Source organism: Domibacillus sp. 8LH, from assembly GCF_038806185.1.
GTDB classification, from domain to species: Bacteria; Bacillota; Bacilli; order Bacillales; family Domibacillaceae; genus Domibacillus; species Domibacillus indicus_A.
Window position 1 is genome coordinate 93,934 of sequence record NZ_JAVJNG010000003.1, and the last position, 25,108, is coordinate 119,041.

At 43.8% G+C, this 25,108-nt stretch carries 21 protein-coding genes; 15 read left to right on the plus strand and 6 right to left on the minus strand.

The genetic code is table 11. The features are described 5' to 3' along the window. Nucleotides 1-58 precede the first annotated feature (58 nt). The 3 genes from RG959_RS06955 to RG959_RS06965 all read left to right on the plus strand — a co-directional run bounded on the left by RG959_RS06955 (nt 59) and on the right by RG959_RS06965 (nt 5,503). Nucleotides 59-3,124: an efflux RND transporter permease subunit gene (locus tag RG959_RS06955; RefSeq protein ID WP_342796511.1), complete on the plus strand. Its 3,066-nt coding sequence runs from the start codon at nt 59-61 to the stop codon at nt 3,122-3,124. Nucleotides 3,125-3,380: 256 nt separating this feature from the next. Beyond that, nucleotides 3,381-4,166: a TerC family protein gene (locus RG959_RS06960; protein WP_342796512.1), complete on the plus strand. Its 786-nt coding sequence runs from the start codon at nt 3,381-3,383 to the stop codon at nt 4,164-4,166. 110 nt (nt 4,167-4,276) lie between these two features. Beyond that, nucleotides 4,277-5,503 carry an NAD(P)/FAD-dependent oxidoreductase gene (locus RG959_RS06965; RefSeq protein ID WP_342796513.1) on the plus strand — a complete coding sequence of 409 codons (1,227 nt, stop codon included), beginning with the start codon at nt 4,277-4,279 and terminating at the stop codon, nt 5,501-5,503. A gap of 35 nt (nt 5,504-5,538) precedes the next feature. On the opposite strand, the gene RG959_RS06970 is transcribed toward RG959_RS06965, so the two are convergent. Both RG959_RS06970 and RG959_RS06975 read right to left on the minus strand, forming a co-directional pair. After that, nucleotides 5,539-7,284, minus strand: a complete 1,746-nt coding sequence (locus RG959_RS06970; protein WP_342796514.1) for a B12-binding domain-containing radical SAM protein — start codon at nt 7,282-7,284, stop codon at nt 5,539-5,541. Then, on the minus strand, nt 7,281-8,282 hold the full coding sequence (locus RG959_RS06975) for an acyltransferase family protein (RefSeq protein ID WP_342796515.1): 1,002 nt from the start codon (nt 8,280-8,282) through the stop codon (nt 7,281-7,283). The genes RG959_RS06970 and RG959_RS06975 overlap by 4 nt, the downstream gene beginning before the upstream one ends. A gap of 174 nt (nt 8,283-8,456) precedes the next feature. On the opposite strand from RG959_RS06975, the gene RG959_RS06980 reads away from it, so the two are divergent. The 3 genes from RG959_RS06980 (at nt 8,457) to RG959_RS06990 (ending at nt 12,220) form a co-directional block, all read left to right on the plus strand. Further along, on the plus strand, nt 8,457-8,894 hold the full coding sequence (locus tag RG959_RS06980; protein WP_251270391.1) for a MarR family winged helix-turn-helix transcriptional regulator: 438 nt from the start codon (nt 8,457-8,459) through the stop codon (nt 8,892-8,894). A 64-nt stretch (nt 8,895-8,958) separates the two neighbouring features. Next, nucleotides 8,959-9,567 carry a CPBP family intramembrane glutamic endopeptidase gene (locus tag RG959_RS06985; RefSeq protein WP_342796516.1) on the plus strand — a complete coding sequence of 203 codons (609 nt, stop codon included), beginning with the start codon at nt 8,959-8,961 and terminating at the stop codon, nt 9,565-9,567. Nucleotides 9,568-10,081: 514 nt separating this feature from the next. Further along, nucleotides 10,082-12,220, plus strand: coding sequence for an ATP-dependent Clp protease ATP-binding subunit (locus RG959_RS06990; RefSeq protein ID WP_342796517.1), 2,139 nt, complete (start codon nt 10,082-10,084; stop codon nt 12,218-12,220). Between the two features lie 38 nt (nt 12,221-12,258). Here RG959_RS06990 and RG959_RS06995 read toward each other — a convergent pair whose 3' ends face one another. After that, complete coding sequence (locus RG959_RS06995) at nt 12,259-12,438, minus strand: YkvS family protein (protein WP_069939554.1); 180 nt, start codon at nt 12,436-12,438, stop codon at nt 12,259-12,261. 172 nt (nt 12,439-12,610) lie between these two features. On the opposite strand from RG959_RS06995, the gene RG959_RS07000 reads away from it, so the two are divergent. Together RG959_RS07000 and RG959_RS07005 are read left to right on the plus strand one after the other, a co-directional pair. Then, the gene (locus tag RG959_RS07000) at nt 12,611-12,805 is read left to right on the plus strand and encodes a hypothetical protein (protein WP_342796518.1); all 195 of its coding nucleotides are present in this window, start codon (nt 12,611-12,613) and stop codon (nt 12,803-12,805) included. 12 nt (nt 12,806-12,817) lie between these two features. Then, nucleotides 12,818-13,552, plus strand: a complete 735-nt coding sequence (locus tag RG959_RS07005) for an SDR family NAD(P)-dependent oxidoreductase (RefSeq protein WP_342796519.1) — start codon at nt 12,818-12,820, stop codon at nt 13,550-13,552. On the opposite strand, the gene RG959_RS07010 is transcribed toward RG959_RS07005, so the two are convergent. After that, nucleotides 13,549-13,929, minus strand: coding sequence for a PilZ domain-containing protein (locus RG959_RS07010; RefSeq protein WP_342796520.1), 381 nt, complete (start codon nt 13,927-13,929; stop codon nt 13,549-13,551). The two genes, RG959_RS07005 and RG959_RS07010, sit on opposite strands and share 4 nt — an antisense overlap. 144 nt (nt 13,930-14,073) lie before the next feature. Here RG959_RS07010 and RG959_RS07015 point away from each other — a divergent pair, with 144 nt between their 5' ends. Together RG959_RS07015 and ptsP are read left to right on the plus strand one after the other, a co-directional pair. Further along, entirely contained in the window at nt 14,074-14,340 is a 267-nt protein-coding gene (locus RG959_RS07015; RefSeq protein ID WP_342796521.1) for a phosphocarrier protein HPr, read from the plus strand. Between the two features lie 2 nt (nt 14,341-14,342). Further along, a complete protein-coding gene (gene ptsP / locus RG959_RS07020) occupies nt 14,343-16,064 on the plus strand; it encodes a phosphoenolpyruvate--protein phosphotransferase (RefSeq protein ID WP_342796522.1) in 1,722 nt (573 codons plus the stop codon). 150 nt (nt 16,065-16,214) lie between these two features. Here ptsP and RG959_RS07025 read toward each other — a convergent pair whose 3' ends face one another. Further along, entirely contained in the window at nt 16,215-17,366 is a 1,152-nt protein-coding gene (locus tag RG959_RS07025) for an aminotransferase A (protein ID WP_342796523.1), read from the minus strand. A gap of 144 nt (nt 17,367-17,510) precedes the next feature. Between RG959_RS07025 and RG959_RS07030 the strand changes: the two genes are divergently transcribed. Then, a complete protein-coding gene (locus RG959_RS07030; RefSeq protein WP_342796524.1) occupies nt 17,511-18,413 on the plus strand; it encodes a chemotaxis protein in 903 nt (300 codons plus the stop codon). A 40-nt stretch (nt 18,414-18,453) separates the two neighbouring features. Here the strand turns inward: RG959_RS07030 and RG959_RS07035 are convergent, their stop codons facing one another. Continuing rightward, nucleotides 18,454-18,918 carry a YkyB family protein gene (locus RG959_RS07035; protein WP_342796525.1) on the minus strand — a complete coding sequence of 155 codons (465 nt, stop codon included), beginning with the start codon at nt 18,916-18,918 and terminating at the stop codon, nt 18,454-18,456. A 132-nt stretch (nt 18,919-19,050) separates the two neighbouring features. On the opposite strand from RG959_RS07035, the gene RG959_RS07040 reads away from it, so the two are divergent. The 4 genes from RG959_RS07040 to treP all read left to right on the plus strand — a co-directional run bounded on the left by RG959_RS07040 (nt 19,051) and on the right by treP (nt 25,074). Continuing rightward, nucleotides 19,051-20,583 carry a Ppx/GppA phosphatase family protein gene (locus RG959_RS07040; RefSeq protein ID WP_342796686.1) on the plus strand — a complete coding sequence of 511 codons (1,533 nt, stop codon included), beginning with the start codon at nt 19,051-19,053 and terminating at the stop codon, nt 20,581-20,583. Nucleotides 20,584-20,597: 14 nt separating this feature from the next. Continuing rightward, a complete protein-coding gene (locus tag RG959_RS07045; protein ID WP_342796526.1) occupies nt 20,598-22,697 on the plus strand; it encodes an RNA degradosome polyphosphate kinase in 2,100 nt (699 codons plus the stop codon). Nucleotides 22,698-22,784: 87 nt separating this feature from the next. After that, nucleotides 22,785-23,549, plus strand: a complete 765-nt coding sequence (fadH, locus tag RG959_RS07050; RefSeq protein WP_342796527.1) for a 2,4-dienoyl-CoA reductase — start codon at nt 22,785-22,787, stop codon at nt 23,547-23,549. Nucleotides 23,550-23,664: 115 nt separating this feature from the next. Further along, nucleotides 23,665-25,074: a PTS system trehalose-specific EIIBC component gene (treP, locus tag RG959_RS07055; protein ID WP_342796528.1), complete on the plus strand. Its 1,410-nt coding sequence runs from the start codon at nt 23,665-23,667 to the stop codon at nt 25,072-25,074. The last annotated feature ends 34 nt before the right edge of the window (nt 25,075-25,108 follow it).

The window sequence follows — 25,108 nt, forward strand, 5'->3', positions numbered from 1 at the left end:
AAAGCCATTCATTCGGTATAGTGAAAGAATAGCAATTCCGTAAAAAGGAGGAAATAGATTGAAGATAAGCAAGTTTTCGATTGAACGGCCGGTATTCACGATGGTTATCATGTTTTTAGTCATTATTCTTGGGATCGTCTCACTTTTGCGCATTCCGCTTAAGCTGATTCCGGATTTAAATCCGCCCATCGCGGTTGTTGTGACAACCTATGAAGGAGCAGGTCCGACGGAAGTCTCCGAAAAGGTGACAAGGCCGCTTGAACGAAGCCTGTCAACGCTTCCAGGAATTGAAAATATCTCTTCCACTTCTCGGGAAGGTTCCAATTTTATATTACTTGAATTTTCCTGGAGCACGAATATTGATGATGTCCAAAACGATGTGCTGCAGCGGATCGGTCAAACGCCGATGCCGGAAGGAGCGGGGGAACCTCAGTTTTTAAAGTTTGATCCATCGCAGTTTCCGATTATTCAACTATCTCTTCAGTCAGACGGAAAAGCTGATTTGAAGGGATTGACGGAAACACTGCAGACGGATTTGTCTGCTGTAGAAGGGGTCGCGAATGTGTCTGTAACAGGGCTTACAGCGGATGAGGTAATAGTCGATTTAGACGAAGAAAGAATGAAACAATACGGCATTGATCAGTCAACAGTCGTTCAGCTGATTGGAGCAAATAACGTTTCACTGCCCGGAAGTACTGTGGAGGCGGATAATAAAACATTGACGACACGTGTTATCAGCCAGATCACCTCTTTAGACGATATCAAAAACTTGACTGTATCAGTCAACCCGCTCACTGGAGAAAAAGTAACCATTGCCGACGTAGCCTCCGTTGAAAAAAAACCGCTTAATGAGAATACAATCACACGGGCTAATGAAAAACCGGCTGTGCTGTTAAATGTTTTGCAGGAGTCAAACGCAAATACCGCTGAGGTGTCTGAAGGGTTCCAGGAAAAACTGGATGAGCTGCTGGCAAGGGATGAGTACAAAGGAATTAAAGCAGACATTTTATCAGATCAAGGAGATTATATTCGCCTGGCTATCGGTAATATCGCAAATTCTCTCTTTGTAGGCGGCGCTCTTGCGATGGCGGCATTATTCTTTTTCCTGAGAAATGTAAGAAGCCCGCTCATTATTGGTGTGGCCATTCCTTATTCTGTGATCGTGACGTTTGTTCTTATGTTTCTGGCGGGTTTTGATTTAAACATTATGACGCTCGGAGCACTCGCTCTTGGAATCGGGATGCTTGTTGATAATGCGATCGTTGTCATCGAAAATATCTATCGTCACCTGTCGATGGGAAAGGATCCGAAAACGGCTGCTTATGATGGCACAAAAGAAGTAGGTGTAGCGATTACTGCTTCTACGCTGACAACGGTCGCAGTGTTTTTGCCCATTATTTTTATCTCGGGTATTTTAGGACAAATTTTAAAAGAGTTTGCGTGGACCATTTCATTCAGCTTGTTTGCTTCGCTTGTTGTAGCGGTTACTGTCATTCCTATGATGGCCAGCCGATTTTTGACTGCACTTCCGCCAGGTGTAGAAGAAAAGCGCCAGCAGTCCCGCCCGCTTTTATTGCTTGAAAGGGGGGTCAGGTGGTCACTTGCACACCGCGCGACTGTTTTAACGATTGCTTTTATTCTTTTTGCAGCTGGAGTATTCGGTTTAACAAAAGCTGGTACACAGTTTTTGCCTCCGACAGACGAAGGGTTTGTCACGGTTGAGGTAGAAACAGAAAACGGCACTTCATTCAAAGAAACAGAAAAAGTGGTACAGGCCGTTGAAGATGTAATGGCAGAAAAAGAAGATATTCAAGTTTATGTCAGCTTGATTGGTTCTACACAGGAAAGCTCATTTGGCGGAACCAATTCGTCAAACGAAGCAGAAATGTATGTGAAAATGAAAGAAGACCGCGGCCGCTCTGTTTTTGATTTTGTAGATGAAATAAAGCCCGAGGCAGAACAAGCTGCCAAGCGTATCAACAAAACGGCAGAGGTCACTTTCAACCTGCAGTCAGCGTCCGGAACTGCCCCACAGACATTAACCTTTAACGTGCGGGACATTCATCCCGACCGGCTGAACAAAGCGATTGAACCTATTCAATCGGAAATTGAACGTATTGATGGTGTAACTGATGTACGGACGGACCGTGACGAAACCATTCAAGAGGTGCAGATGACGGTAAAGCGGGAACAGGCACTTCGAGCGGGGCTCGCACCGGCGCAAGTGGCCCAGATTGTAAACAATGCAACCCGTGGTGTGTTTGCAACTCAATTGATTGAAGAAGGGTCATCAGAAGTAAAAACGGTTTACGTGCGTTATGACGAGAACGTAACGAAAAACATAGACGCTTTAAGAAATATGCAGGTGAAGACACCATCAGGAACCTTTGTTTCATTGGAAACCATTGCTGATATTCAGTTGAAAAACGGGCCTGTGTCCATTCGGCGCATTAAAAGTCAGGATGCGGTGCAGTTTACAGTCACTTATTCGGCTTCGCAAAATTTAGGTGACATTTCCTCAGCAGTAGATGAAAAAATCGCCGGCTTAAACCTGGCGGACAGCACGATCGTATCCTACAGCGGTGATCAGGAACTGCTGGATAATTCAAAAGATGATATTGTGATGGCCATGGTACTGGCCATTATCCTTGTTTATATCGTGATGGCTGCCCAGTATGAATCCTTTAAGTATCCATTTGTGATTATGTTTACCGTTCCGCTTGCGGTGATTGGTGTGGCTTTGTCTCTTCTTTTAACAAACCTTCCAATCAGTGTGCCGGCTATTATCGGTATTTTGATCCTTGTCGGTATTGTGGTCACCAATGCGATTTTGATGGTGGATTACATTTTGCAGCGGAAAAAAGATGGATTATCCGGTCATGAAGCCGTTGTTCAATCTGTTAAAGACAGGGTGCGACCGATCTTAATGACCGCTTTAACCGCTATTCTCGGGTTAATTCCCCTTGCATCTGGAATCGGAAGCGGAACGGAGATCAACCAGCCTATGAGTGTTGTTGTAATCGGCGGTTTGGTTTCCAGTACGTTTTTAACGCTTTTCGTTATCCCGGTTGTGTTTAGTTTTTTTGACCGGGGAACAAAAAAAGAAAAAAAGTTTACAAACTAAAAAAAATTGAATATACTAATATTGTGAAAAATAAATTTCTTTGACGAATAGTCGAAGGGGAGTAGCGTTAGGTACAAACCTAAAGCAGTGTCGTCACTTCATGGATTTGATCTATATCCATCGGCGCTGCTGGCATGAAGGAAGACCACACATGCTTAGCGAGACCTTTGTCTGTAATCTATTACAGGCAAAGGTCTCGCTTTTTTTTGTTTTCTTCATGCCCGTTTTAAACCATTATTGGAAGGAGATGGGTAAGATGGATACAGCTTTGTTACTAGAATACGCATGGGTGCTCGGTGTCCTCATTATTTTGGAAGGGATCTTGGCAGCGGATAATGCAGTCGTCATGGCCGTTATGGTTAAGCACCTGCCGAAGGAGCAACAGAAAAAAGCGCTGTTTTACGGATTGATGGGGGCTCTTGTTTTTCGCATTGCGGCACTGTTCCTTATTTCGTTCCTCGTCAAAGTATGGCAGGTACAGGCGATTGGCGCTCTTTACTTGTTCTTTATCTGCGTCAGTCATTTGTATAAAAAATGGAAGGAAGACAGAAGGATTGAAGGACACGGACTCGAAAAGGATTTGCGTGGATCTTCTTTTTGGATGACTGTTTTAAAAGTAGAAATAGCGGATATTGCGTTTGCCATTGATTCGATGCTCGCGGCTGTAGCATTGGCGGTTACACTTCCGGAAACAGGCTGGGGCCAGATTGGCGGTATCGATTCCGGACAGTTTTTGGTAATGTTCCTTGGCGGTTTTATTGGCGTTGTTATTATGCGCTTTGCGGCTACCTGGTTTGTCCGTCTTCTGCAAAAATATCCCACGCTCGAAACAGCCGCATTTTTAATTGTCGGCTGGGTCGGCGTGAAGCTGGCAGTCTTTACATTGTCTCATCCGTCTCTGGCAGTACTGGATGAGCATTTTCCCGAATCAAAACCGTGGAAGCTCGTTTTCTGGAGTGTTCTCCTGGCAATTGCTGCCGGCGGTTATTTAATTGCCCGGGCGAAAGGGCCTGAACAAAGCAGTGAAAATGCTAGCGCTTAAAGCAAAAAACCTTAAAACACATCGAATGTCACAGTTCGATGTGTTTTTTTGTTTGAAAACAATGTTTTAGGCGTATAGATAGAGACGGATAAGAAAAAGGAGATACAGCTATGGATTTAAAATCAGGAAGTGTGTACTGGCCGGAGACATTCGAAGAAGCGCCCGCTTATCCATCTGTAAAAGAGGATATAGAGTGTGATGTCGTGATTATCGGTGCAGGTGTATCCGGCGCCTGTACCGCTTATGAATTAAGAAACACCGGCTTTGATGTCGTGCTCGTTGAAAAACGGACAGTGGCCGCGGGAAGCTCAAGCGCAAATACAGGCTTACTGCAGTTTGCCAATGATCAGCTTCTGCATGAGGCGATTCGTTCATTTGGCAAAAGGGCAGCAGTTGATCATTATTGGCGCTGTTTTAATGCGATCCGTTATCTTGAGAATGATATCGCCCCGTCGCTGCCGATTGATCCGGACCTGACCATGCGCAGCAGTTTATTTTTCGCGAGCTGTGAAGAAGATATTGGCAAAATACAAACAGAATACGCAGCTTTAAAAGAAGCCGGGTTTGATGTTGACTATGTGGAAGGAGAGGGAATGAAAAAATGGGTTCCTTTCAGCCGGCCGGCAGCTATTATTGCAAAAGGCGACGCAGAGGTTAATCCGTTAAAGCTTACCCATGGACTTGTAAGAGCGGCTGCCAAAGAAGGGGTCCGTGTTTTTGAGCAAACAGAAGTGAGTTTAAAAAAAGCGGATGAAGCCGGTGTCGTTCTGCGAACAAAGGACGGCCATTTACTCAGGGCAAAAAAAGCCGTTTTTGCTCAAGGGTATGAAACGCAAGAAACGGTAAAGGACCCAAATGCAGTCGTCGAAAGCAGCTATGCAATTATAACCAATCCCGTAGAGGATTTATCGTTTTGGAAGGATGGCGTCATGATCTGGGAATCCAACCGTCCTTACTACTACGCCCGGACAACAGCAGACCGGCGCATTGTAATCGGCGGACTTGATGAACCGGCTTCGGAGGGAAGTGCGCGTGACCGAAAAATGCCGGCAAAGACGGAGAAGCTTGTTCAAGAAGCTGAGGCATGGTTCCCGTCTTTAAAAGGAAAAATACGCGCGGAGTACAGCTGGAGCGGATCGTTTGCCCATACGCAGGACGGGCAGCCCATCATCGGCCGGTACAGCCATATGCCCAACAGCTTGTTCCTGCTTGGCTATGGCGGCAACGGAGTGGTGTACAGCTTGTTTCTGTCCCGTCTGATCGCCCGGTTTTTAATGGGAGAAAGGGATGCGGCTTTTTCATTTTATTCAAAAGAGCGGTTTTATGAACCAAAGTAAAAAGCGGCAGGCCGGGAAGGCCTGCCGCTTTTGGTTTAAATGGCTGCTGTTAAACGGGACGGAAAAAAGTAGGAGGAAGAACCGGCACCGTTTGGCTGAAAGTAAACAAGCAGCCAGCCGTCTTCTTGAACCCAGGCACCGTTTCGTTTTTGCATTGTAACGGGCTCTAGGATCGTATGCTTATGCAGTTCTTTTTCGCGAAGCCCGAGAGATGCGAACGACTCACCGGCAAGAAGAGGATGGACGGCAAGCTGCTGATAGATTGCTTTCCGCTGGGCAGACTCGTCTGTATTCCACCAAGGCTTACGCGGCTTAAAGCGCTGATTGGCTAAATAATCATACTTCATAATACTCTCCACATGAGCCGCGTCATTCGGATAAGCCGTCCGCACAAACGAATCCAGCCGTTTAAACAAATCCTCCAGCTGGTGGCCGATACGGCTCCAGCCGTTCGCTTCCCAAAATGTGCCAAAATCCTGAAAAAAGTCAAACGGTGTTTCGGCGAGATGGCGTGTAATATAATCAATCGTCTCATCGGTCCGGTGATCGTTCCAGTACTTTTCAAGCACGTCTTCCGTTTGTTTAATACGAATCACTTCATCAAATGGAAGCACCCGGTTTGACAGCATTTCATACGGCGCTTGATCCATGTACTGATAGCCGTATTGAGGAGCGCTTAGACGCAGACCTGTTCCGCGAAGCAGCTTTAGGAAGCCAAGCTGTAGCTCTTCCGGCCGAAGGGCAAATACGTCGTTAAACGTGTTGCGGAATGAATCGTAATTTTCTTCCGGCAGGCCGGCGATCAAATCAAGGTGCTGCTCAATTTTACCGCCTTCCTTTACCATCGTCACGGTACGTACTAGTTTTTCCCAATTTTGTTTTCGCTGAACGAGCTCATTTACGCCGTCATTGGTCGACTGCACCCCGATTTCAAAACGAAACAAACCGGCCGGGGCATTCTCATTTAAAAATTGAATCACTTCGGGGCGCATAATATCACCTGTAATCTCGAATTGAAATACAGTGCCGGGCACATGCTCATCAATGAGAAACTGAAACATTTCCATTGCATAGCTACGGCTGATATTAAATGTCCGGTCAACAAATTTAATGGTTTTAGCCCCGTTTTTCATCAGAAAACGAATATCGTCTTTTATTTTCTCGCGGTCAAAATAGCGCACTCCCGTCTCAATAGACGATAAGCAGAATTGGCAGCGGAATGGACAGCCGCGGCTCGTTTCGATGTAGGTAATCCGCTTAGACAGCGAATCTAGGTCTTCTTCAAAGCGAAACGGGGAAGGCAGCTCGCGCAGGTCGATTTTATTCGTCTGAGGCTGAATATGCTGTTTGCCGTTTTCTTTATAGGCAAGGCCGGGCACTTTGGAAAAGTCGCGCTCTCCCGATAACTGGTCGAGCAGCATACGGAACGTTTTTTCTCCTTCGCCGATCGCAATAAAGTCCACATCCGTAAGTCGGTCCAGCCAGTATGGAACATCATAAGTCACTTCCGGACCGCCAAAGACAATCGTGCACTCAGGCAGTACTTTTTTAATCATGCCGGCTACGCGGATCGTTTCTTCAATATTCCAGATGTAGCAGCTAAAGCCGATCACATCTGGTTTGTGGCTGTACAAGTCGGATACAATATTCATGGCAGGATCTTTGATCGTATACTCGGCCAGCCGGATATCATAAGCATCCTCACAGTAAGATTTCAAGTAACGGATCGCTAAATTAGTATGGATATATTTTGCATTTAATGTGCAAACAGTAATATTCACGATTTATTCTCCTTTTTAATGAAAAAGCTGGGGCGTTTAAGCTCCAAAAACGGGCGGAACAGGGCGGCTGCCCATGGAGACGCCAGGGCAAATGTTAAAACGGTAGCCGTTCCAAACAAAACAAGCAGAGACGGCGGCAGTTCCAGTGTTTCTACACGCCGTGACGACTGAACAAAAAAACCATGCAGCAAGTACACGTATAATGTATTTCGTCCCCATGCGGTAAAGAAAAAGACTTTATGCGGCACAACGGAAAGAAAAAAAGCAATCATGACGATATTAACAGCATAAACAAACAATCGTAAAAGCAAACCATCTGTTCCGTCAGCACCAAGCGCCGCGTACGATTGGGAGCCAAACAGCCACTCAATCTGCATCGTTGTATGCGTATAGCAGTATGCAAACAGCCCGGCCGCAAAAAGAAACAGCGGAATGCGGGACCGCATACGGAACAACGGCTGGAACCATTCTTTTTTCGCGTAATAGCCCGCTAAAAAGAACGGGAAAAACACAAATGTCCGGCCGATGCTTAAAACAGTCAGTGATTCATTGACCAAGCCGATTCCAACACCGGCTGCTACCGAAAGGATAAGCGCAATAAACGGGTTTTTCAGCCATTTAACGGTGCCTAAAAGCAATACATGCCAAAGGAACAAGCTCATTAAAAACCAAAGCGACCATTCAGGAATCAGCAATCTTACGGAAAGAGCTTCTTCATGGTCGATCCAAAAATAAAAAACCGAATACACACATTGAAAAATAAGAAATGGAATCAGCAGCTTTTCGGCCGCTTTTTTAATATAGCCCGGCCGCTTTATGTTTTTGGCGAAAAAGCCAGAAATCAAAATAAAAGCTGGCATATGAAAAGAATAGATTACCATATAAAGAGCATAAAGGAACGGACTGGTGTGAATATATGGACGAAGAAGATGACCAAATACCACTAAAAAAATAAGAAAAAACCGAACGTTGTCAAAATAATTATCACGTTTTTTCAATAAGATCACCTGTTTAATAGAGTAAACACATGACGTTATTATACACGACCGAGAAAAGAAATCGACAAAAACCGCTGTGGAAATTATGGAAAATGGAAGGTTCCTGCTTCCAAAAGGAAGCAAAAATGTGTAACGTATAAATGAAGAAATGAATAGACAGGCAGGGGAATAATAATGAAAGAAAGTGAAAAATCGTTAAAATTATTTATTGTGCTATCGCGCGCATATAAAGTGGTAAACGAGCAGGTCAATGGGTTTATTCAAAAGTCCGGCCTTAATCCGACAGAATTTGCGGTACTGGAGCTGTTGTATCATAAAGGGCCTCAGCCGCTTCAGCAGATCGGCGGGAAAATCCTGCTTGCAAGCGGCAGTATTACCTATGTTGTGGATAAGCTTGAGAAAAAGCAGCTGCTAAAACGGGTAGCCTGCCCACACGACCGGCGCATTACCCATGCCGCTATTACGGAAGCAGGAACAGAACTAATTGAGCGCATTTTTCCAGTGCATGAGCAAAACATTCATGATCTTGTGAGTGTGCTGTCCGAAGAAGAAGTCGAACAGGCAACGGCTATTTTAAGAAAACTGGGGCTGTCTATTAAAAACTTGTCGTAACGCTTTTGCCGAATCTGAGTTTTATATGGTAAAATAACTCGGATTAAGGAAAGGAGCTTTATGAATGGCACTATGGAAAGACTGGCGCTTTATTCTTGGAGTGGCAGCGGCATACGTTCTTTTATATGTAACTTTCTTGGATAAAGATATTTTTTGGTATATTTACACAGCAGCTACTTTGTTTTTTATTAGTATTTCAATTATAAGCGAGCCGATTGATGATCAGCAGAATACAAACCGGTTTATGCTATACGGTATCTTGTCTGGGATTGTTTTATACGCACTCTTTGTGGCTGGATATGCACTGCTGAAGCTGATGCCTGTATCGGCAGAGGAGCATGTTTCTTCTATCTATGCTTTATTCAGCCCCGTATTTATTTGGCATTATATCGTTCTTGTGCTGATTATCATTCCTGGAGAAGAATTGTTTTTCCGGGGATTTATCCAAAAACGCCTCGGCCGCTATATGAACAAGTGGGCAGCTATGGTGACAGCGGCACTGTTTTACGCTTCTGTTTTTGTTTTTTCCGGTGAATGGCTTTGGATGATGGCAGCTCTTTGCGGCGGCTTGTTTTGGGGAAGCTTATATATATGGCGTAAAAGCATACCAATGCTGATTATTTCTCACTTAATCTTTGATTTGCTTTTTGTTGTTTTTTTGCCGCTTGCATAAAGTGCCTTTTTGGCACTTTATTTTTTTTGAAAAAGTACTTGAAAGTCAAAAAAGGTCAAAGTATAATAAATGCATGGTCAGAGATGGTCAAAGTTAAACATAATAAATACTCGCGAAACCTTTTAGATCAATTTGCAGGACAGTCAAAAGCCAAAGGAAGCAGTTTTCTCTTGGGGAAGCTGAACTTGCTTTTGTTCTCCTTATGCTTGCTCATGCTGTTTTCCTTAGGCATATCATATTGAGCAGAAAAGTTGAAGGTCAAAAAAGGTCAGTTTGTAATAGAGTTATAGTCAAAGATGGTCAAAATTAAGAACAACGAAACTTTCAAGCCTTTTAAACGAACTTGCAATGAAGGGCAAAAGCAATACAAGAATCCATTTCTTCTATGTAAGTTGAACTTTTCTTTTGTTGTAGCCATTTAGGGTGAGCAGAAAAGTTGAAAGTCAAAAAAGGTCAAATTATAATAAAGATATAGTCAAATATAGTCAAAGTCAAAACGAAGGGGATGACGTGGATGAAATGTCAAAAATGCCAGCAGCATCGCGCGAATGTGCAAATGAATGTCCGTGTCAATGGTCAATCAGCACAGTATCATTTATGCGATGCATGCTTTCAAAAAGAAAAACAAACTATGGGAGGAATGAACATGAATTTTGGATCATTCGGTTTTCCATTTGATGAGTTTATGAAAGGAATGCAATCACAAAATCCGCAGCAGGCAATGAAGCAGCAAGTACCGCCAGCTGGAGAGGGACGCGGAGGCGGAGGGATTCTCGATCAATTCGGACGCAATCTGTCCTCACTTGCCAAAGCCGGATTAATTGACCCGGTGATCGGCCGCGACAAAGAAGTTGCGCGCGTGATTGAAATTTTAAACAGAAGAAATAAAAACAACCCTGTTCTGATTGGGGAGCCTGGTGTTGGTAAAACGGCGATTGCAGAAGGACTTGCTCTTTACATTGCAGAAGGACGAGTGCCGGCGAAACTGACAGGGAAAGAAGTATATGTGCTGGATGTTGCTTCCCTTGTTGCCGGTACAGGTGTGCGCGGGCAATTTGAAGAGCGTATGAAACAAATCATTGAAGAAGTAAAAACGCGGAAAAATATTCTTCTTTTTATTGACGAAATTCATCAGCTGGTTGGAGCGGGGTCAGCAGAAGGCTCTATGGATGCCGGCAATATTTTAAAACCGGCTCTTGCCCGCGGTGAAATGCAATTGATTGGTGCAACAACATTAAAAGAATACCGTCAAATCGAAAAAGATGCAGCGCTTGAACGACGCTTTCAGCCGGTGCAAGTTGCGGAACCAAGCGTAGAGGAAACGATTCATATTTTAAAAGGTCTGCAGAAGCATTATGAAGACTTCCACCAGGTTACTTACACTGAAGAAGCGATTCAAGCGTGTGCCGCTCTGTCACACCGTTATATTCAGGACCGCTTCCTGCCGGACAAAGCAATTGACCTTCTTGACGAAGCGGGTTCTAAGTTAAACTTGACCATTGACCCGTCTGATACAGCTTCTATACAAGAACAGCTTTCCGAGGCAGCAAAGCGTAAAGAAGAAGCACTCCAGAAGGAAGCATATGAAGAAGCAGCAAAATGGCGTGACGAAGAAACTGCGCTGGAACAAAAACTGGCTCAAGGCGGTACAGCGGCTGAGGCACCAACCGTCACAGCAGAAGTGATTCAATCATTAATTGCAAGCAAAACAGGCATTCCGGTTGGAAAGCTTCATCAAGATGAACAGCTTCAAATCAAACATCTTGAAGAAAATCTTGCCGGTAAGGTAATTGGGCAAAAAAGAGCCGTTCAAAAAGTGGCGAAAGCGATCCGTCGCAGCCGTGCGGGCTTAAAAGCGAAAAACCGCCCAATTGGTTCATTCCTGTTTGTCGGACCGACAGGGGTTGGTAAAACAGAATTAACAAAAACATTGGCAGAAGAGTTATTCGGCTCTAAAGAATCTCTTATTCGCCTGGACATGAGTGAGTTTATGGAGAAACACAGTGTGTCTAAACTGATTGGTTCTCCTCCGGGATATGTAGGATTTGAAGAAGCAGGTCAGTTAACAGAAAAAGTGCGCCGTAATCCATACAGCATTATTTTGCTTGATGAAATTGAAAAAGCACACCCTGATGTTCAGCATATGTTCCTGCAAATAATGGAAGATGGCAGATTAACAGACAGTCAGGGACGGACGGTAAGTTTCAAAGAGTGCGTTATTATTATGACAAGCAACGCTGGTGTCGGCAGAAAAAATATAACAGTCGGCTTTGACAAGCAGGCTCAAAAATCCGATGATTCTGTTCTTGACTCATTGTCTGATTTCTTCAAGCCGGAATTTCTAAACCGTTTCGACGCGATTATCGAGCTTGAAGCGCTTGGCAAAGAGGAGCTTATCCAGATTGTTGATTTGATGCTCGGCGACTTGAATGATATGCTTGCGGAGCAGCAAATGAAAATTGATGTGGATGCAGCAGTAAAAGAAAAGCTGGCTGAGATTGGCTTCAACCCTCAATTTGGGGCACGGCCGCTTCGCCGGGCAATTCAAGAGCATATTGAAGATGCAATCGCTGATTTTATGATCGATCATCCAGATGCTTCGCATTTAAAAGCAATAGTTGAAAACGATCAAATTACGATTCAATCAGTGTAAATAAACAAAAGAGCGGATTCTAGAATCCGCTCTTTTTTTCATGCATGGACGATGATATAATTTTTATGGTTAACGACTGTTTTTTCTTCTAATTCGCGCTCATCGAAATCTTCCATTATTGTCAAATCAACAATGACGGAGTTTTCATTTACTTTTTCGACGATCCCGCGTAGGCCGTCTTTAAATTCAATAATGTTGCCGACTTCTGCTTTAGTCATCTGTTTCGCTCCTTTTCGACAATTGACGATACCATTTTCTCTCGTTTTCTTTTATAATGAAAACGTTAGCGAAAGGTATTAAAATAAATTTTGCCTTATTTTTTGAAAATAGTAAAGGATTTTACACGGTGTTGTGTTAATTTTTCGACTATTTTAATAGGAGGTGAGGAGCGTGACTGCAGAAGAAGCTGCGGGATATCTTGAAAGCCTTCGCAATGGAACTGTTGCACGTGTACACATTGGACGAAATGATTTTCTTTCGTTTCGGCAGGTGCTTATTCAACAGGCTGACTTTAAACATTTCCGAGGCATTGCCAAACACGGTGGCCACACTGAATATGAATACATGGAAGCACCTCGAAGCTAAAGGAGTGGAAGCATGTTCAAGAACAAAACCGTCATCGTAACAGGCGGGGCGAATGGGATTGGCAGAGCAACAGCCTATGCTTTTGCCGCAAAAGGTGCCAACACAATTATTGTAGATATGAAAGAGGAAGGCCGGACAGTTGTTCAGGAATGGAAGCAATCCGGTTATAACGCGGCGTTTTGTTGTGCGGATGTAGGAAATACAGACAAAATGGCAGAGTTGTTTGCGCAGATTAACCAGGAATACGGCGGCATCGACATCTTAATTAACAATGCAGGAGTTTCTTCTTTTGGCTCTATCTGGGACATAAAGAAAACAGACTGGGACAAAATAATGACCACTAATGCAGCAAGCGTCCTGTTTTGTTCCCGCGAAGCCGCCCGCTATATGAAAAGCGGCAGCGCCATCGTAAATATGTGCTCAACTCGGCAAAGTATGTCAGAGCCACATACAGAATTGTATGCAGCGTCAAAAGGAGCCATTTATTCGTTGACTCATGCGCTTTCTGTAACATTAGGTGAGAAGGGAATACGAGTAAACAGTATCAGTCCCGGCTGGATTGAAACAGGTGACTACACGAAGCTGCGGCCGGAAGATCATGCCCAGCATCCAGCAGGCCGGGTCGGCAGGCCGGAGGATGTAGCCAAAGCCTGTTTATATCTTACCGACCCAGAAAATACTTTTATAACCGGAGAAAATTTGGTTATTGACGGTGGAATGACGCGCAAAATGATTTATGTTCATTAACGTTTCGACTTTTTCAATTGCTCTTTCGTGTACCTTTTAAGCGAGTCAATAATCTGGTTTTTCAATGCTTCGTTTCCGTCGCTTTGAACACCGTAGTGATATACGCTGCCGGCTTGTCGCTGCCGAATCATTTTTCCTGGAAAAGAAATAAGCGTACCAGCCAGCTCAAAAGTAAAAACGAGAATCGGATCGACTGCTGGGTCAAGAGCCTCTTTTGAAGCCGCTTTTAATCCACTGGGGCTGATATCAAGGATAAAAGAATCAAACGATTGAACTTTTTTTCTTTCATCTGGACCGGTGGACTCAAATACTTCACAAACCGCTGGAATTGATTCGGAAAAAGCATAGCGAAACGCTTCTTGTCTTTTATAATACATGCCAAAAACTCCTTATGCTTGTCTATATTTGTCTATTTTAAAAGATAAAGGGAAAAGCAGCAACTTGAAAAAACTCGATCGTTGAGAGAAATGAAATTTAATGCTATTCTCTATGAAGAAAAATGTATGAAGGAGAGACGATCCATGTCGAAAAAAACTTTTACAGTAACAGCAGACACAGGCATTCATGCACGTCCTGCAACGCTGCTTGTTCAAACAGCAAGCAAGTACTCAAGCGATATAAATCTTGAATTTAACGGTAAAAAAGTGAACTTAAAATCCATCATGGGTGTAATGTCACTTGGAATCGGCAAAGGTGCTGAAATTACGATTTCAGCAGAAGGCAGTGATGAAGAAGCTGCACTCCAAGCGATTGAAACACTACTCCAAAACGAAGGGCTGGCAAACTAATAATGGCAGCGATATTAAAAGGAATTGGCGCATCAGACGGAATTTCATTTGCAAAAGCTTACCGCTTAATGGAACCAGACTTAACAGTTGAGAAAAGGGATGTAGCAGATGCTGCAGCTGAAGCGGAACGTTTCCGCGCAGCGTTGAAAAAATCAGAAGCAGAACTTGAAGTAATCAAAGAAAAAGCACGCAAGGATCTAGGAGACGATAAAGCGGCTATTTTCGAAGCTCACCTGCTTGTGTTAAACGATCCAGAACTTACTGGACCGATTGAAGACAAAATTAAATCAGAGTCTGTGAATGCAGAATACGCGCTTCAAGAAACAGCAAACATGTTTATCGGCATGTTTGAAGCGATGGATAATGAATACATGAAAGAGCGCGCAGCAGATATTAAAGACGTAACAAAACGTGTATTAGCAGCGCTTCTTGGTGTAGATCTTCCAGCACCTGCTTTGATTGCAGAGGAAGTCGTTGTCGTTGCAGAAGATTTAACGCCTTCTATGACCGCTCAGCTGAACCGTGAATTCGTTAAAGGATTTACAACAGATATCGGCGGCCGTACGTCGCACTCTGCGATCATGGCACGTTCATTGGAAATTCCAGCAGTTGTTGGAACGAAAAATGCAACAACAGATATTCAAAACGGTGATATGATTATCATTGACGGTCTTCAAGGGGAAGTACACATTAACCCGACAGAAGAAGTAGCAGCAGAATACAAAAAACGTGCAGAAGCATACGCGCAGCAAAAAGCGGAATGGGCGAAGCTTGTAAACGAACAAACGGTTACAGCGGACGGCCGCCACGTTGAGCTTGCGGCTAACATTGGGACGCCTGCAGACCTTGAAGGGGTAAAAGCAAACGGCGGAGAAGGCGTTGGCTTGTACCGTACAGAATTTTTATACATGGGCCGCGATAACCTGCCTACAGAAGAAGAGCAATTTGAATCTTACAAAGCTGTTTTAGAAGGCATGGAAGGCAAACCGGTCGTTGTTCGCACATTGGATATCGGCGGTGATAAAGAGCTTCCATACTTGAACCTGCCGCATGAAATGAACCCATTCCTTGGTTTCCGTGCGATTCGTCTTTGCTTAGAAGAGCAGGATATTTTCCGTACGCAGCTTCGTGCCCTGCTTCGTGCGAGCATTTACGGAAACTTGAAAATCATGTTCCCGATGATTGCGACCGTAAACGAATTCCGCCAGGCAAAAGCCGTTCTTTTAGAAGAGCGTACAAAACTTGAAGCAGAAGGCGTAAGCGTTGCAGAACACATCGAGCTTGGCATCATGGTGGAAATTCCATCAACAGCTGTTATTGCTGATTTGTTTGCAAAAGAAGTAGACTTTTTCTCAATCGGCACAAACGACTTAATTCAATACACAATGGCGGCAGACCGTATGAACGAGCGTGTATCTTACTTGTACCAGCCGTACAATCCGTCTATCCTGCGTCTTGTTAAAATGGTTATTGAAGCAGCGCACAAAGAAGGCAAATGGGCTGGCATGTGCGGTGAAATGGCCGGAGATGAAACAGCGATTCCATTACTTTTAGGTCTAGGCCTTGATGAATTCTCAATGAGTGCCACATCCATCCTAAAAGCACGTGCGCAAATGAAACATTTGTCAAAAGCAGACATGGAAGAGCTGGCAGCAAAAGCAATTGAAATGTCAACAGCTGAAGAAGTTGTAGAACTTGTTCAATCCATCAAAAAAAATTCATAAAAAAGGTGTAAAAGTAGAAAAAACGGGAATGATATAAACGTAACCAGTTTTTCATTCTCCATTTCTCTCACTTTTTGCCCGGGCGATCGCTGTCCGGGCCTTTTTTTATGAAAAAAAGCAGAGGCTGCATCACAGCTTCTGCTTTATTCATTAAAGTGTTCTTAAAAATTGCTCGATCCGCCGCAGCCCTTCTTCAATTTCCTGAACACTGCATGCATAAGACAAACGGAACCAGCCTTCCCCCGCATCAGAAAAAGCACTGCCGGGCACAACCGCTACTTTATATTTTTGAGCCAAAGTTAAACAAAAATCAAAAGAAGAGCCGATATAAGCTGTAGGTACTTTTACAAAAAAGTAAAAGGCACCATCAGGTTTGACCGTTTCTAGTCCGAGCTCCTGCAGTTTCTCAAAGGTGAAATCACGCCGCTTTTGGTATTCGCTGCGCATAGGCAGCGCATCATCCATGCCGTCGGTCAGGGCGGCAACCGCTGCTTTTTGTGAAACAGAGGAAGCGCAGGAGACGTTGTACTGATGGACTTTTAAAATGTGCTGTGTAATAGAATGCGGCGCAAATAAAAGCCCAATCCGCCAGCCGGTCATCGCATGTGACTTGGACAAGCCGTTTACGACAATCGTTTGTTCCGGCAAAAAGGACGCAATGGAAACGTGAGGACGTTCATACACAATTTCGCTGTAAATTTCGTCTGCTAAAACGAAAAGCTCATATCTTTTTGCCAGCGCCGCAATATCTTGAAGCTCCTGTTCCGTTAAGCTGACGCCAGTCGGATTTGAAGGATAAGGAAGAACGATCACTTTTGTTTTTTTGGATATGTATGGCTCGATTTTGTCGGCAGTCATGCGAAAATCATTATCGGTTACATTTACCATCACCGGCTTGGCACCGCATAAGTGAATAATGGGCTCATAACCAGGGTAAACAGGACCTGGAAGAATCACTTCATCACCCGGCTCCAGAGCAGCCCGCAGTGCAATGTCGATCGCCTGGCTTGCGCCAACGGTCACAATCACTTCAGTGTCCGCACTGTAAGAGACTCCATACTTTTCCTTATAAAAACGGACAGCAGCTTCTTTTAGCTCAGGCAGCCCGCTGTTTGGCGTATACACGGTCGCGTTTTGCTCGATAGCACGGATACCGGCTTCTTTTACATGATCAGGAGTGTTAAAATCCGGCTGGCCGATCGTAAGAGAAATCATTCCTTCCTGAGTACCGACCAGGTTATAAAACTTGCGGATACCCGAAATTTCAATGCTTTTCACACGTGTGTTCAATCGATGTTCCATTTATAAACCACCTTTTTTCTTATCTAATATTATTATAATGTAAATTTTTGAATTAAATATTAAAGAATTATAAACTTTTCAAACATCGACAATTTTTTCATTCGTGATATAGTAAAATAAAAAAAGCAAGGGGACTTATGACTTATGACAAATGATTATGGAATTTTACTTGAATCTGGAACAAATGAACTTGAAATTGTGGAATTTGAAGTTCAGGGCAATAAATATGGGATTAATGTGATGAAAGTAAAAGAAATCATTCAGCCTATGCCTATTACTTTTATCCCGCATGCCCACTCCCACATTGAAGGCATTATTCAGCTTCGTGGTGAGGTGCTGCCAGTGATTGATATGGCAAAAGTGCTGGGCCTGCAGCCATCTCAAAATGGCCAGATGGATAAATACATTGTAACAGAGTTTAACCAGCAAAAAGTGGTTTTTCACGTTCAAAACGTGACGCGCATTCACCGTATTTCCTGGAATGATATTGAAAAGCCGTCTGAAATGTATCAGGGAGGCAACAATCAAATTATCGGCGTGATCAAAATCAATGAAACGATGATTTTGTTGATCGACTTTGAAAAAATTGTCGTAGATATTAATCCGCATTCCGGCATTCACGTGGACCAAATTAGAAGCCTGGGCAAGCGTGAGCGGTCCGAAAAACAAATTATTGTGGCAGAGGACTCACCGCTGCTCCGCAAGCTGCTTCACGATACGCTGGCGGAAGCGGGATATGACCGGGTTGAGTTTTTTGAAAACGGTCAGATTGCCCTCGATTATTTGGAATCGACACTTGAACCGGAAAATACATTCGAAAAAGTGCAGCTGATTGTTACAGATATTGAAATGCCAAAAATGGACGGACACCATTTAACAAGACGGATCAAAGATCATCCTGTTTTGAAAAAACTACCAGTCATTATTTTTTCTTCATTGATTACCGACGAGCTTCGCCACAAGGGTACAGGAGTAGGTGCCGATGCGCAGGTGAGCAAGCCGGAAATTGCCCGTCTTGTTAAGTATATTGATGAACTTGCCCTATAAAAGAAAGGACGCTTGCTTGTCAGCGGCGTCCTTTTCGTTCTTAATATGACTGGCCAAGCGGTTTAAACACCGGCTTCGTGTACTTTTTCTGACCGGGAGTCTTCGGCTTTGTTTCTTTTTCTTTCATACCCGTATACGCCTCAAGAATACTTTTTGCTTTAGATAGCCCCATGGAACAGCGGGGGTTGCGTATTTGTTCGCTTAACCGCCCTAGGTGCGGCAATAAAGTAAAGTCTTCTTTACAAGGCGGCATATGAAAGGTGTATTCACCGCATGAAACAAGCACATCCGACTGCTGCCGGCTGTTTTTAGGATTTCGGGAAAAGTGAAGGCCTTTTTTTTCTGCTTTACCTTCCTTGATCATCTTCAGGAGGGCGCATTTTTTCAGCGCATATAGGTATTTTGGGTTTGTAGCCGTTTTTGCATGGCGGTTAACCGTGAAAATGGCTTTGGCGAGGGTCTCTTCGGATGAAGGTTCGGTGAAGGGTTCAGATTTTTTGCTCAATGTAGTGACTCCTTTCGTCTTCATTTTCTCTCATTATATACTGTTTAACCGTGATTTGGAAGCATTCATGGTGGTTTGCGTGGTATATTTAAAGGGGAAAATGAATAAAAAAAGAAAGCGGGAATCACTGTGATGCAAACCAAAACAGGCATTATTGACATTGGATCCAATACAGTCCGTCTGGTTTTATATAAAGAGCAAGGGTCAGCGATTGAGGAATTTCGAAATGTAAAAGCACCTCTCAGGCTGCGGCACTTTTTAAATGAAAAAAGTGAAATGAGCGATGAAGGTGTCCGGCTGCTGCTTGAAGCGCTGCTCAATTTCAAAGAAGTTCTCCGTTACTACGAGGTAACAGAGGTAGAATGTACCGCAACAGCTGCTATAAGACAGGCATCAAACCGGGATGCCATTATTGAAAGAGTCAAGGAAGAAACGGGATTTCATATCCGGCTGCTGTCGGGAGAGGAAGAAGCTTCTTACGGGCTGTCAGCCGTTTTGAAAACAATGCCGGCTGATAATGGACTGACGATTGATATCGGCGGAGGCAGTACAGAAATTACACTTTATAGAAACAGAAAATTGAAACATTTTTTCAGCTTTCCTTTTGGCGTGGTCTCCCTTAAAGAACAGTTTATCCCAGAAGGCCGAATGAAGCCGAAAGAGCAGAAACGAATGGCTGAGTTTATTCAAGGAGAGCTTGAAAAATTCGATTGGCTTGGTGAAGCACCGGACGGCATGATTACGGCTGTGGGCGGCAGCGCGCGCAACTTGGCGAATGTCCAGCAGCTAAAAGAAAATTATCCGCCTCTTGGCGTACACGGCTATGAGCTGTCCGCAGAAGCTCTTGAACAGCTGCGCACCGAGCTTTCTCCGCTTTCATACACAGAGCTTGAGAAAGTGGATGGTCTTTCAAATGAGCGCGCTGATTTAATTTTGCCGGCTATTGAAGTCTTTTATCAGCTGACTATACATACAAAAGCGAAAAGAATGCTGGTCAGCTCCCGGGGGCTTCGTGATGGAATCATGCTGGAGCGGGCGAAAAACAGCAATTGGGGCACAGCAGAAGATGTAAAACGAAACGGCGTGAAAAGGCTGTTAACTGTTTATGGCCATGATGAAAATCATCACTACCAAATGATGAAGCTGACTCAAAATATGCTTCGCGGTTTTGAACAGGAACAGATTTTAAAGGTCACGAACAAAGAGCGTTTTATGATTGAACAAGCGGCGGCTTTGTTTTATCTCGGTGAATACATATCATCCAATGCAAAAAGCCGGCATACCTTTTATCTTCTGCTTAACTCCATGTTTGACGGCTTTACCCATCGAGAGAAAGCATATATTTCTTTGGTCGCTTCCTTTACAAATAATTCGACACTCAAGCAATATTTAGAGCAGTTCGACGGCTGGTTCACCAAAGAGGACATCCAAAAAATGCGGGAGTACGGTGCCCTGCTTAAGCTTTGTTTTAGCTTAAACAGCTCAAAGCGAAGCATTGTCAGCGATCTAGGTGTGAAAAGAAAACATGAGCATATTGTTATTACGGTTTATTGCGAAGGAAGCGAGCTCGCTGAACGCTACCAAAGCGATAAACAAAAACGCCATTTAGAAAAAGCCTTGCAGACAGACATTCAGATAGAATTTAAACAAATTAAAGAAAACTGAAATGGGGGAGTCCGATGAGCAGGCAGACAGCCATTGATTTAGCAAATCCAAGATACTACAACAATCGAGAATTAAGCTGGCTTAACTTTAACAAACGTGTGTTGGAAGAATCATCGGATTTAAACAATCCTTTGCTGGAACGCATGAAATTTTTGGCGATCTTCAGTTCAAACTTAGATGAATTTTTTATGGTTCGGGTAGCTGGCTTAAAAGATCAAGTAAAAGCAGGCTTTAATAAGCCTGAGAACAAAGCGGGCCTGACCCCCAAGCAGCAGCTGAACCGGATCAGCATTAAAGCGCATGAGCTCGTGGAAACACAAAACAGGATACTAAGAGAGGAAATTCTTCCCGCTCTTAAAGAAGAAGGATTTTTGTTGAAAAAGCCGGCTGAGCTGGTGGATGAACAACAGCGTTTTTTACTTGATTACTTCGACAACGAAGTGTTTCCTGTTTTAACACCGATGGCCATTGACGCTTACCGCCCGTTTCCAATGCTGTTAAATAAATCACTTAATTTAGTTGTGATGCTGCAAAATGATGAACCGGAAGCGGAAATGGACCGCGTAGCCATTGTGCAGGTGCCGGGAGTGCTGGAACGTACAATCGAAGTGCCATCGGAGGAAGGCGGCACATTCGTTTTGCTTGAAGACGTATTAGAATATTTTATTGATCGTGTCTTTCAAGGGTATGTTGTGAAGAATGTGAATACCTTCCGGATTACACGCAATGCAGATATGGAAATTCACGAAGAAGGCGCCCGCGATTTGCTTCTTGAAATTGAAAAAGAATTAAAAAAGCGAAAATGGGGAGCTGCTGTCCGGCTTGAAATTAAATCTCAGGATTTAGATCAGGATGTACTAGACTACCTGCTTGAAGAGCTCGAAATTCATTTTAAAGATGTTTATGAAATAGACGGCCCGATTGATTTAACTTTCTTGTTTCCTTTTACGAAAAAGCTGAGCACGCTTCGTGAAGGGCTGACATATGAAACGTTTATTCCGCAGCTGCCGATCGATTTGTCTTCCCGAGAAAATATTTTTGAAAAAGTATTGCAGCAGGATATTCTTTTTTATCACCCGTACGAATCATTCGAACCGGTAGTGGATTTTATCTCGCAGGCGGCAGATGATCCTACCGTTTTAGCGATTAAAATGACGCTTTACCGGGTCAGCGGCGATTCACCGATTATTGAGTCGCTTAAACGGGCAGCGGAAAAAGGAAAACAAGTTACCGTTCTCGTTGAATTAAAAGCGCGATTCGACGAAGAAAACAATGTTCAATGGGCCAAAGAGCTGGAAAAAGCGGGCTGTCATGTGATCTATGGCATGCACAATTTGAAAACGCATAGTAAAATTACGCTTGTTGTTCGGAAACGAGCAGGCCAAATTGAACGGTTCGTTCATCTCGGCACAGGCAATTACAATGATGCAACAGCAAAGCTTTACACGGACCATGGCTTAATTACATCTAAAAAAGAGTTTGGCGTAGATGCGACGAATTTCTTCAATTATTTAAGCGGGTACATGAACAAACCAAAATATAATCACTTAGTGATCGCTCCATTTGATATTCAAGACGCATTTATAAAACTCATTGATGAGGAAATTGACAATCACAAAAAGTATGGAAACGGCCGGATTATTGCCAAGATGAATTCTTTAACAGATAAACGGTTAATTATGAAGCTGTACGAAGCATCCAACGCAGGGGTGCAAATTGACTGCATCATCCGTGGAATTTGCTGTATGCGCCCGGGGATTCCCGGCGTAAGTGAAAACATACGGGTAATCAGCATTGTGGGCCGCTTTTTAGAGCACAGCCGGATTTACTATTTCCATCATAACGGTGAACGGAATATTTACCTTTCTTCAGCAGATATGATGACACGCAATATGATTAAGCGAGTGGAAATTTTATTCCCGATCTTAGACCATACATTAAAAAACAGGCTGACGGACTTTTTGCATTTGCAGCTGTCGGATACAGCAAAAGCACGTTATCAGGACAATGAAGGAAACTACCATTATGTAGCCAGTGACAAAGATGAGATATATGTTGACAGCCAGCTTGAATGTTTACAGGCTGTTTATCAGCTAAGGGAAGACGAAGAATAAAACAAAAAAGGAAATCCACTTGTATTGCGGATTTCCTTTTTATTATATATTTATGAATGACTATTCATTCACAAGGGAGGAAAACACATGAAAAACCAGACGGTCGTCATAACGGGCGGATCAAGCGGTATGGGAAAATATATGGCCCGGCGTTTTTTTGAGGAAGGAGCCAATGTAGTCATTTGCGGACGAAACGAAGCAAAATTAAGGGCGGCTAAAAATGAAATAAGCGGAGAAAACGACCGGCTTTTAACAGTGGCTATGGATGTACGCTGTCCTGAAGAAGCTGTGCAGCTGATGGAAAAGGCGGATCAGGCGTTTGGCTCGATCCATGTGCTCATTAATAATGCTGCCGGTAATTTTATTTGTCCCACAGAAAAGCTGACGCCAAATGGATGGCAGGCTGTTATAGACATTGTGTTAAACGGAACCTTTTATTGTTCACACGCTGCAGGAAACTATTGGATTACACGAAAAAGCAACGGTTTAATCATTAACATGGCTGCTGCTTATGCATGGAATGCAGGAGCCAAAGTTGCACATTCGGCTGCTGCCAAGGCAGGTGTACTGTCTCTCACACGTACTCTTGCAGTTGAATGGGGCTATCAGTATGGAATACGTGTTAATGCGATCGCTCCCGGTCCAATTGAGCGGACAGGAGGGGCTGAAAAACTATGGGAGTCATCAGAAGCAGCCCGGCGGACGCTGAACAGCGTACCGCTGGGCCGGCTTGGGACGCCCGAGGAAGTCGCTTCTCTTGCCCTTTTTTTGTGTTCGAAAGACGCTGCTTATATAAATGGCGAATGTATTACAATAGATGGCGGACAGTGGTTAAATCGCTTTCCTTTTTAAAAGCGGCGATAGGGCTGCTTTTTTTTGGAATCGCTTCCTTGTTTGTTGACAACATGTATATACAGGTGGTAAAGTCTTATTAAGATGTATATACAAGATTAGGAGGGCTGTAACAATGGGTGCATATTCAAAACAAGCGGAGCAGATTGTAGAGGCAGTCGGCGGACGTGATAATATTAGTGCAGTTACACATTGTGTAACACGGCTGCGTTTTGCGTTAAAAGATGACAGCAAAGTCGATACAGCAAAACTCGAACAAATTGATGTAGTCAAAGGATCTTTCGCAGCCAACGGACAGTATCAGGTTGTTATTGGCCAGGGTACCGTCAACAAAGTGTATCAGGATTTAGTTGACCAAACCGGTATTGGAGAATCTTCTAAAGATGATGTAAAAAGAGCATCAGAATCCAATTTAAATCCGCTGCAGCGGGCGATTAAAACATTGGCTGATATTTTTATACCCATTTTACCGGCCATTGTAACAGCCGGCTTGCTGCTTGGACTGAATAATATTTTAACCGGTCCCGGCATTTTCTTTGAGGAATCGTTAATCGAGCGTTATCCTCAGTGGGCGGACATTGCAAACGTTATCAACTTGATTGCGAATACAGCGTTTACCTTCCTGCCTGCCTTGATCGGATGGTCAGCCGTGAAGCGGTTTGGCGGCAGTCCACTTTTAGGGATTGTGCTGGGATTAATTCTCGTTCATCCCGATTTATTGAACGCCTGGGCATACGGTGAAGCAGAAAAAGCAGGAGAAATTCCAACCTGGAATATTTTGGGGCTGACGGTTGAAAAAATCGGCTACCAGGGACAGGTCCTGCCTGTTTTATTTGCCTCCTATTTACTGGCAAAAATTGAAGTTTTCTTAACAAAAAGAGTTCCTGAAGGCATTCAGCTGCTCGTTGTAGCACCGGTTGCTCTTCTTATTACCGGATTTGCCGCTTTTATTTTAATCGGTCCGGTTATGTTTATCGTTGGAAATGCCATCACAGATGCGGTTATTTATATTTTTGACACCGTACCGCTTTTAGGCGGTTTAATTTACGGCGGCCTGTACAGCGTGCTTGTTATCACAGGAATGCACCACACCTTCTTAGCTGTTGATTTGCAGCTGGTCGGCTCTCAGCTTGGCGGCACGTTTTTATGGCCGATGCTTGCTCTTTCTAACATTGCACAGGGTGCTGCTGCTTTAGCGATTGGGCTTTCAGCAAAGGAAGACCGTTTAAAAGGTCTTTCTTACACATCAGCACTGTCTGCGTTTCTCGGTGTAACAGAGCCGGCTATATTCGGGGTAAATCTCCGCTTCCGGTATGCTTTTATCGCTGCTATGATCAGCTCCGCCATTGCCGGTATGTTTATCTCGGTAAATGGTGTTCTCGCTAGTACGATTGGCGTCGGAGGCATTCCAGGCTTTCTCGTTATCAGTAAAGGAATGACATCCTTTTTGATCGGCATGGTCATTGTAATCGTTCTGCCAATCATTCTCACATTTATTTTTTCACGATTTGCGAAACAAAAATAAAGGGCGCTTTTGCCCTTTTTTCTATTAGGAGGCT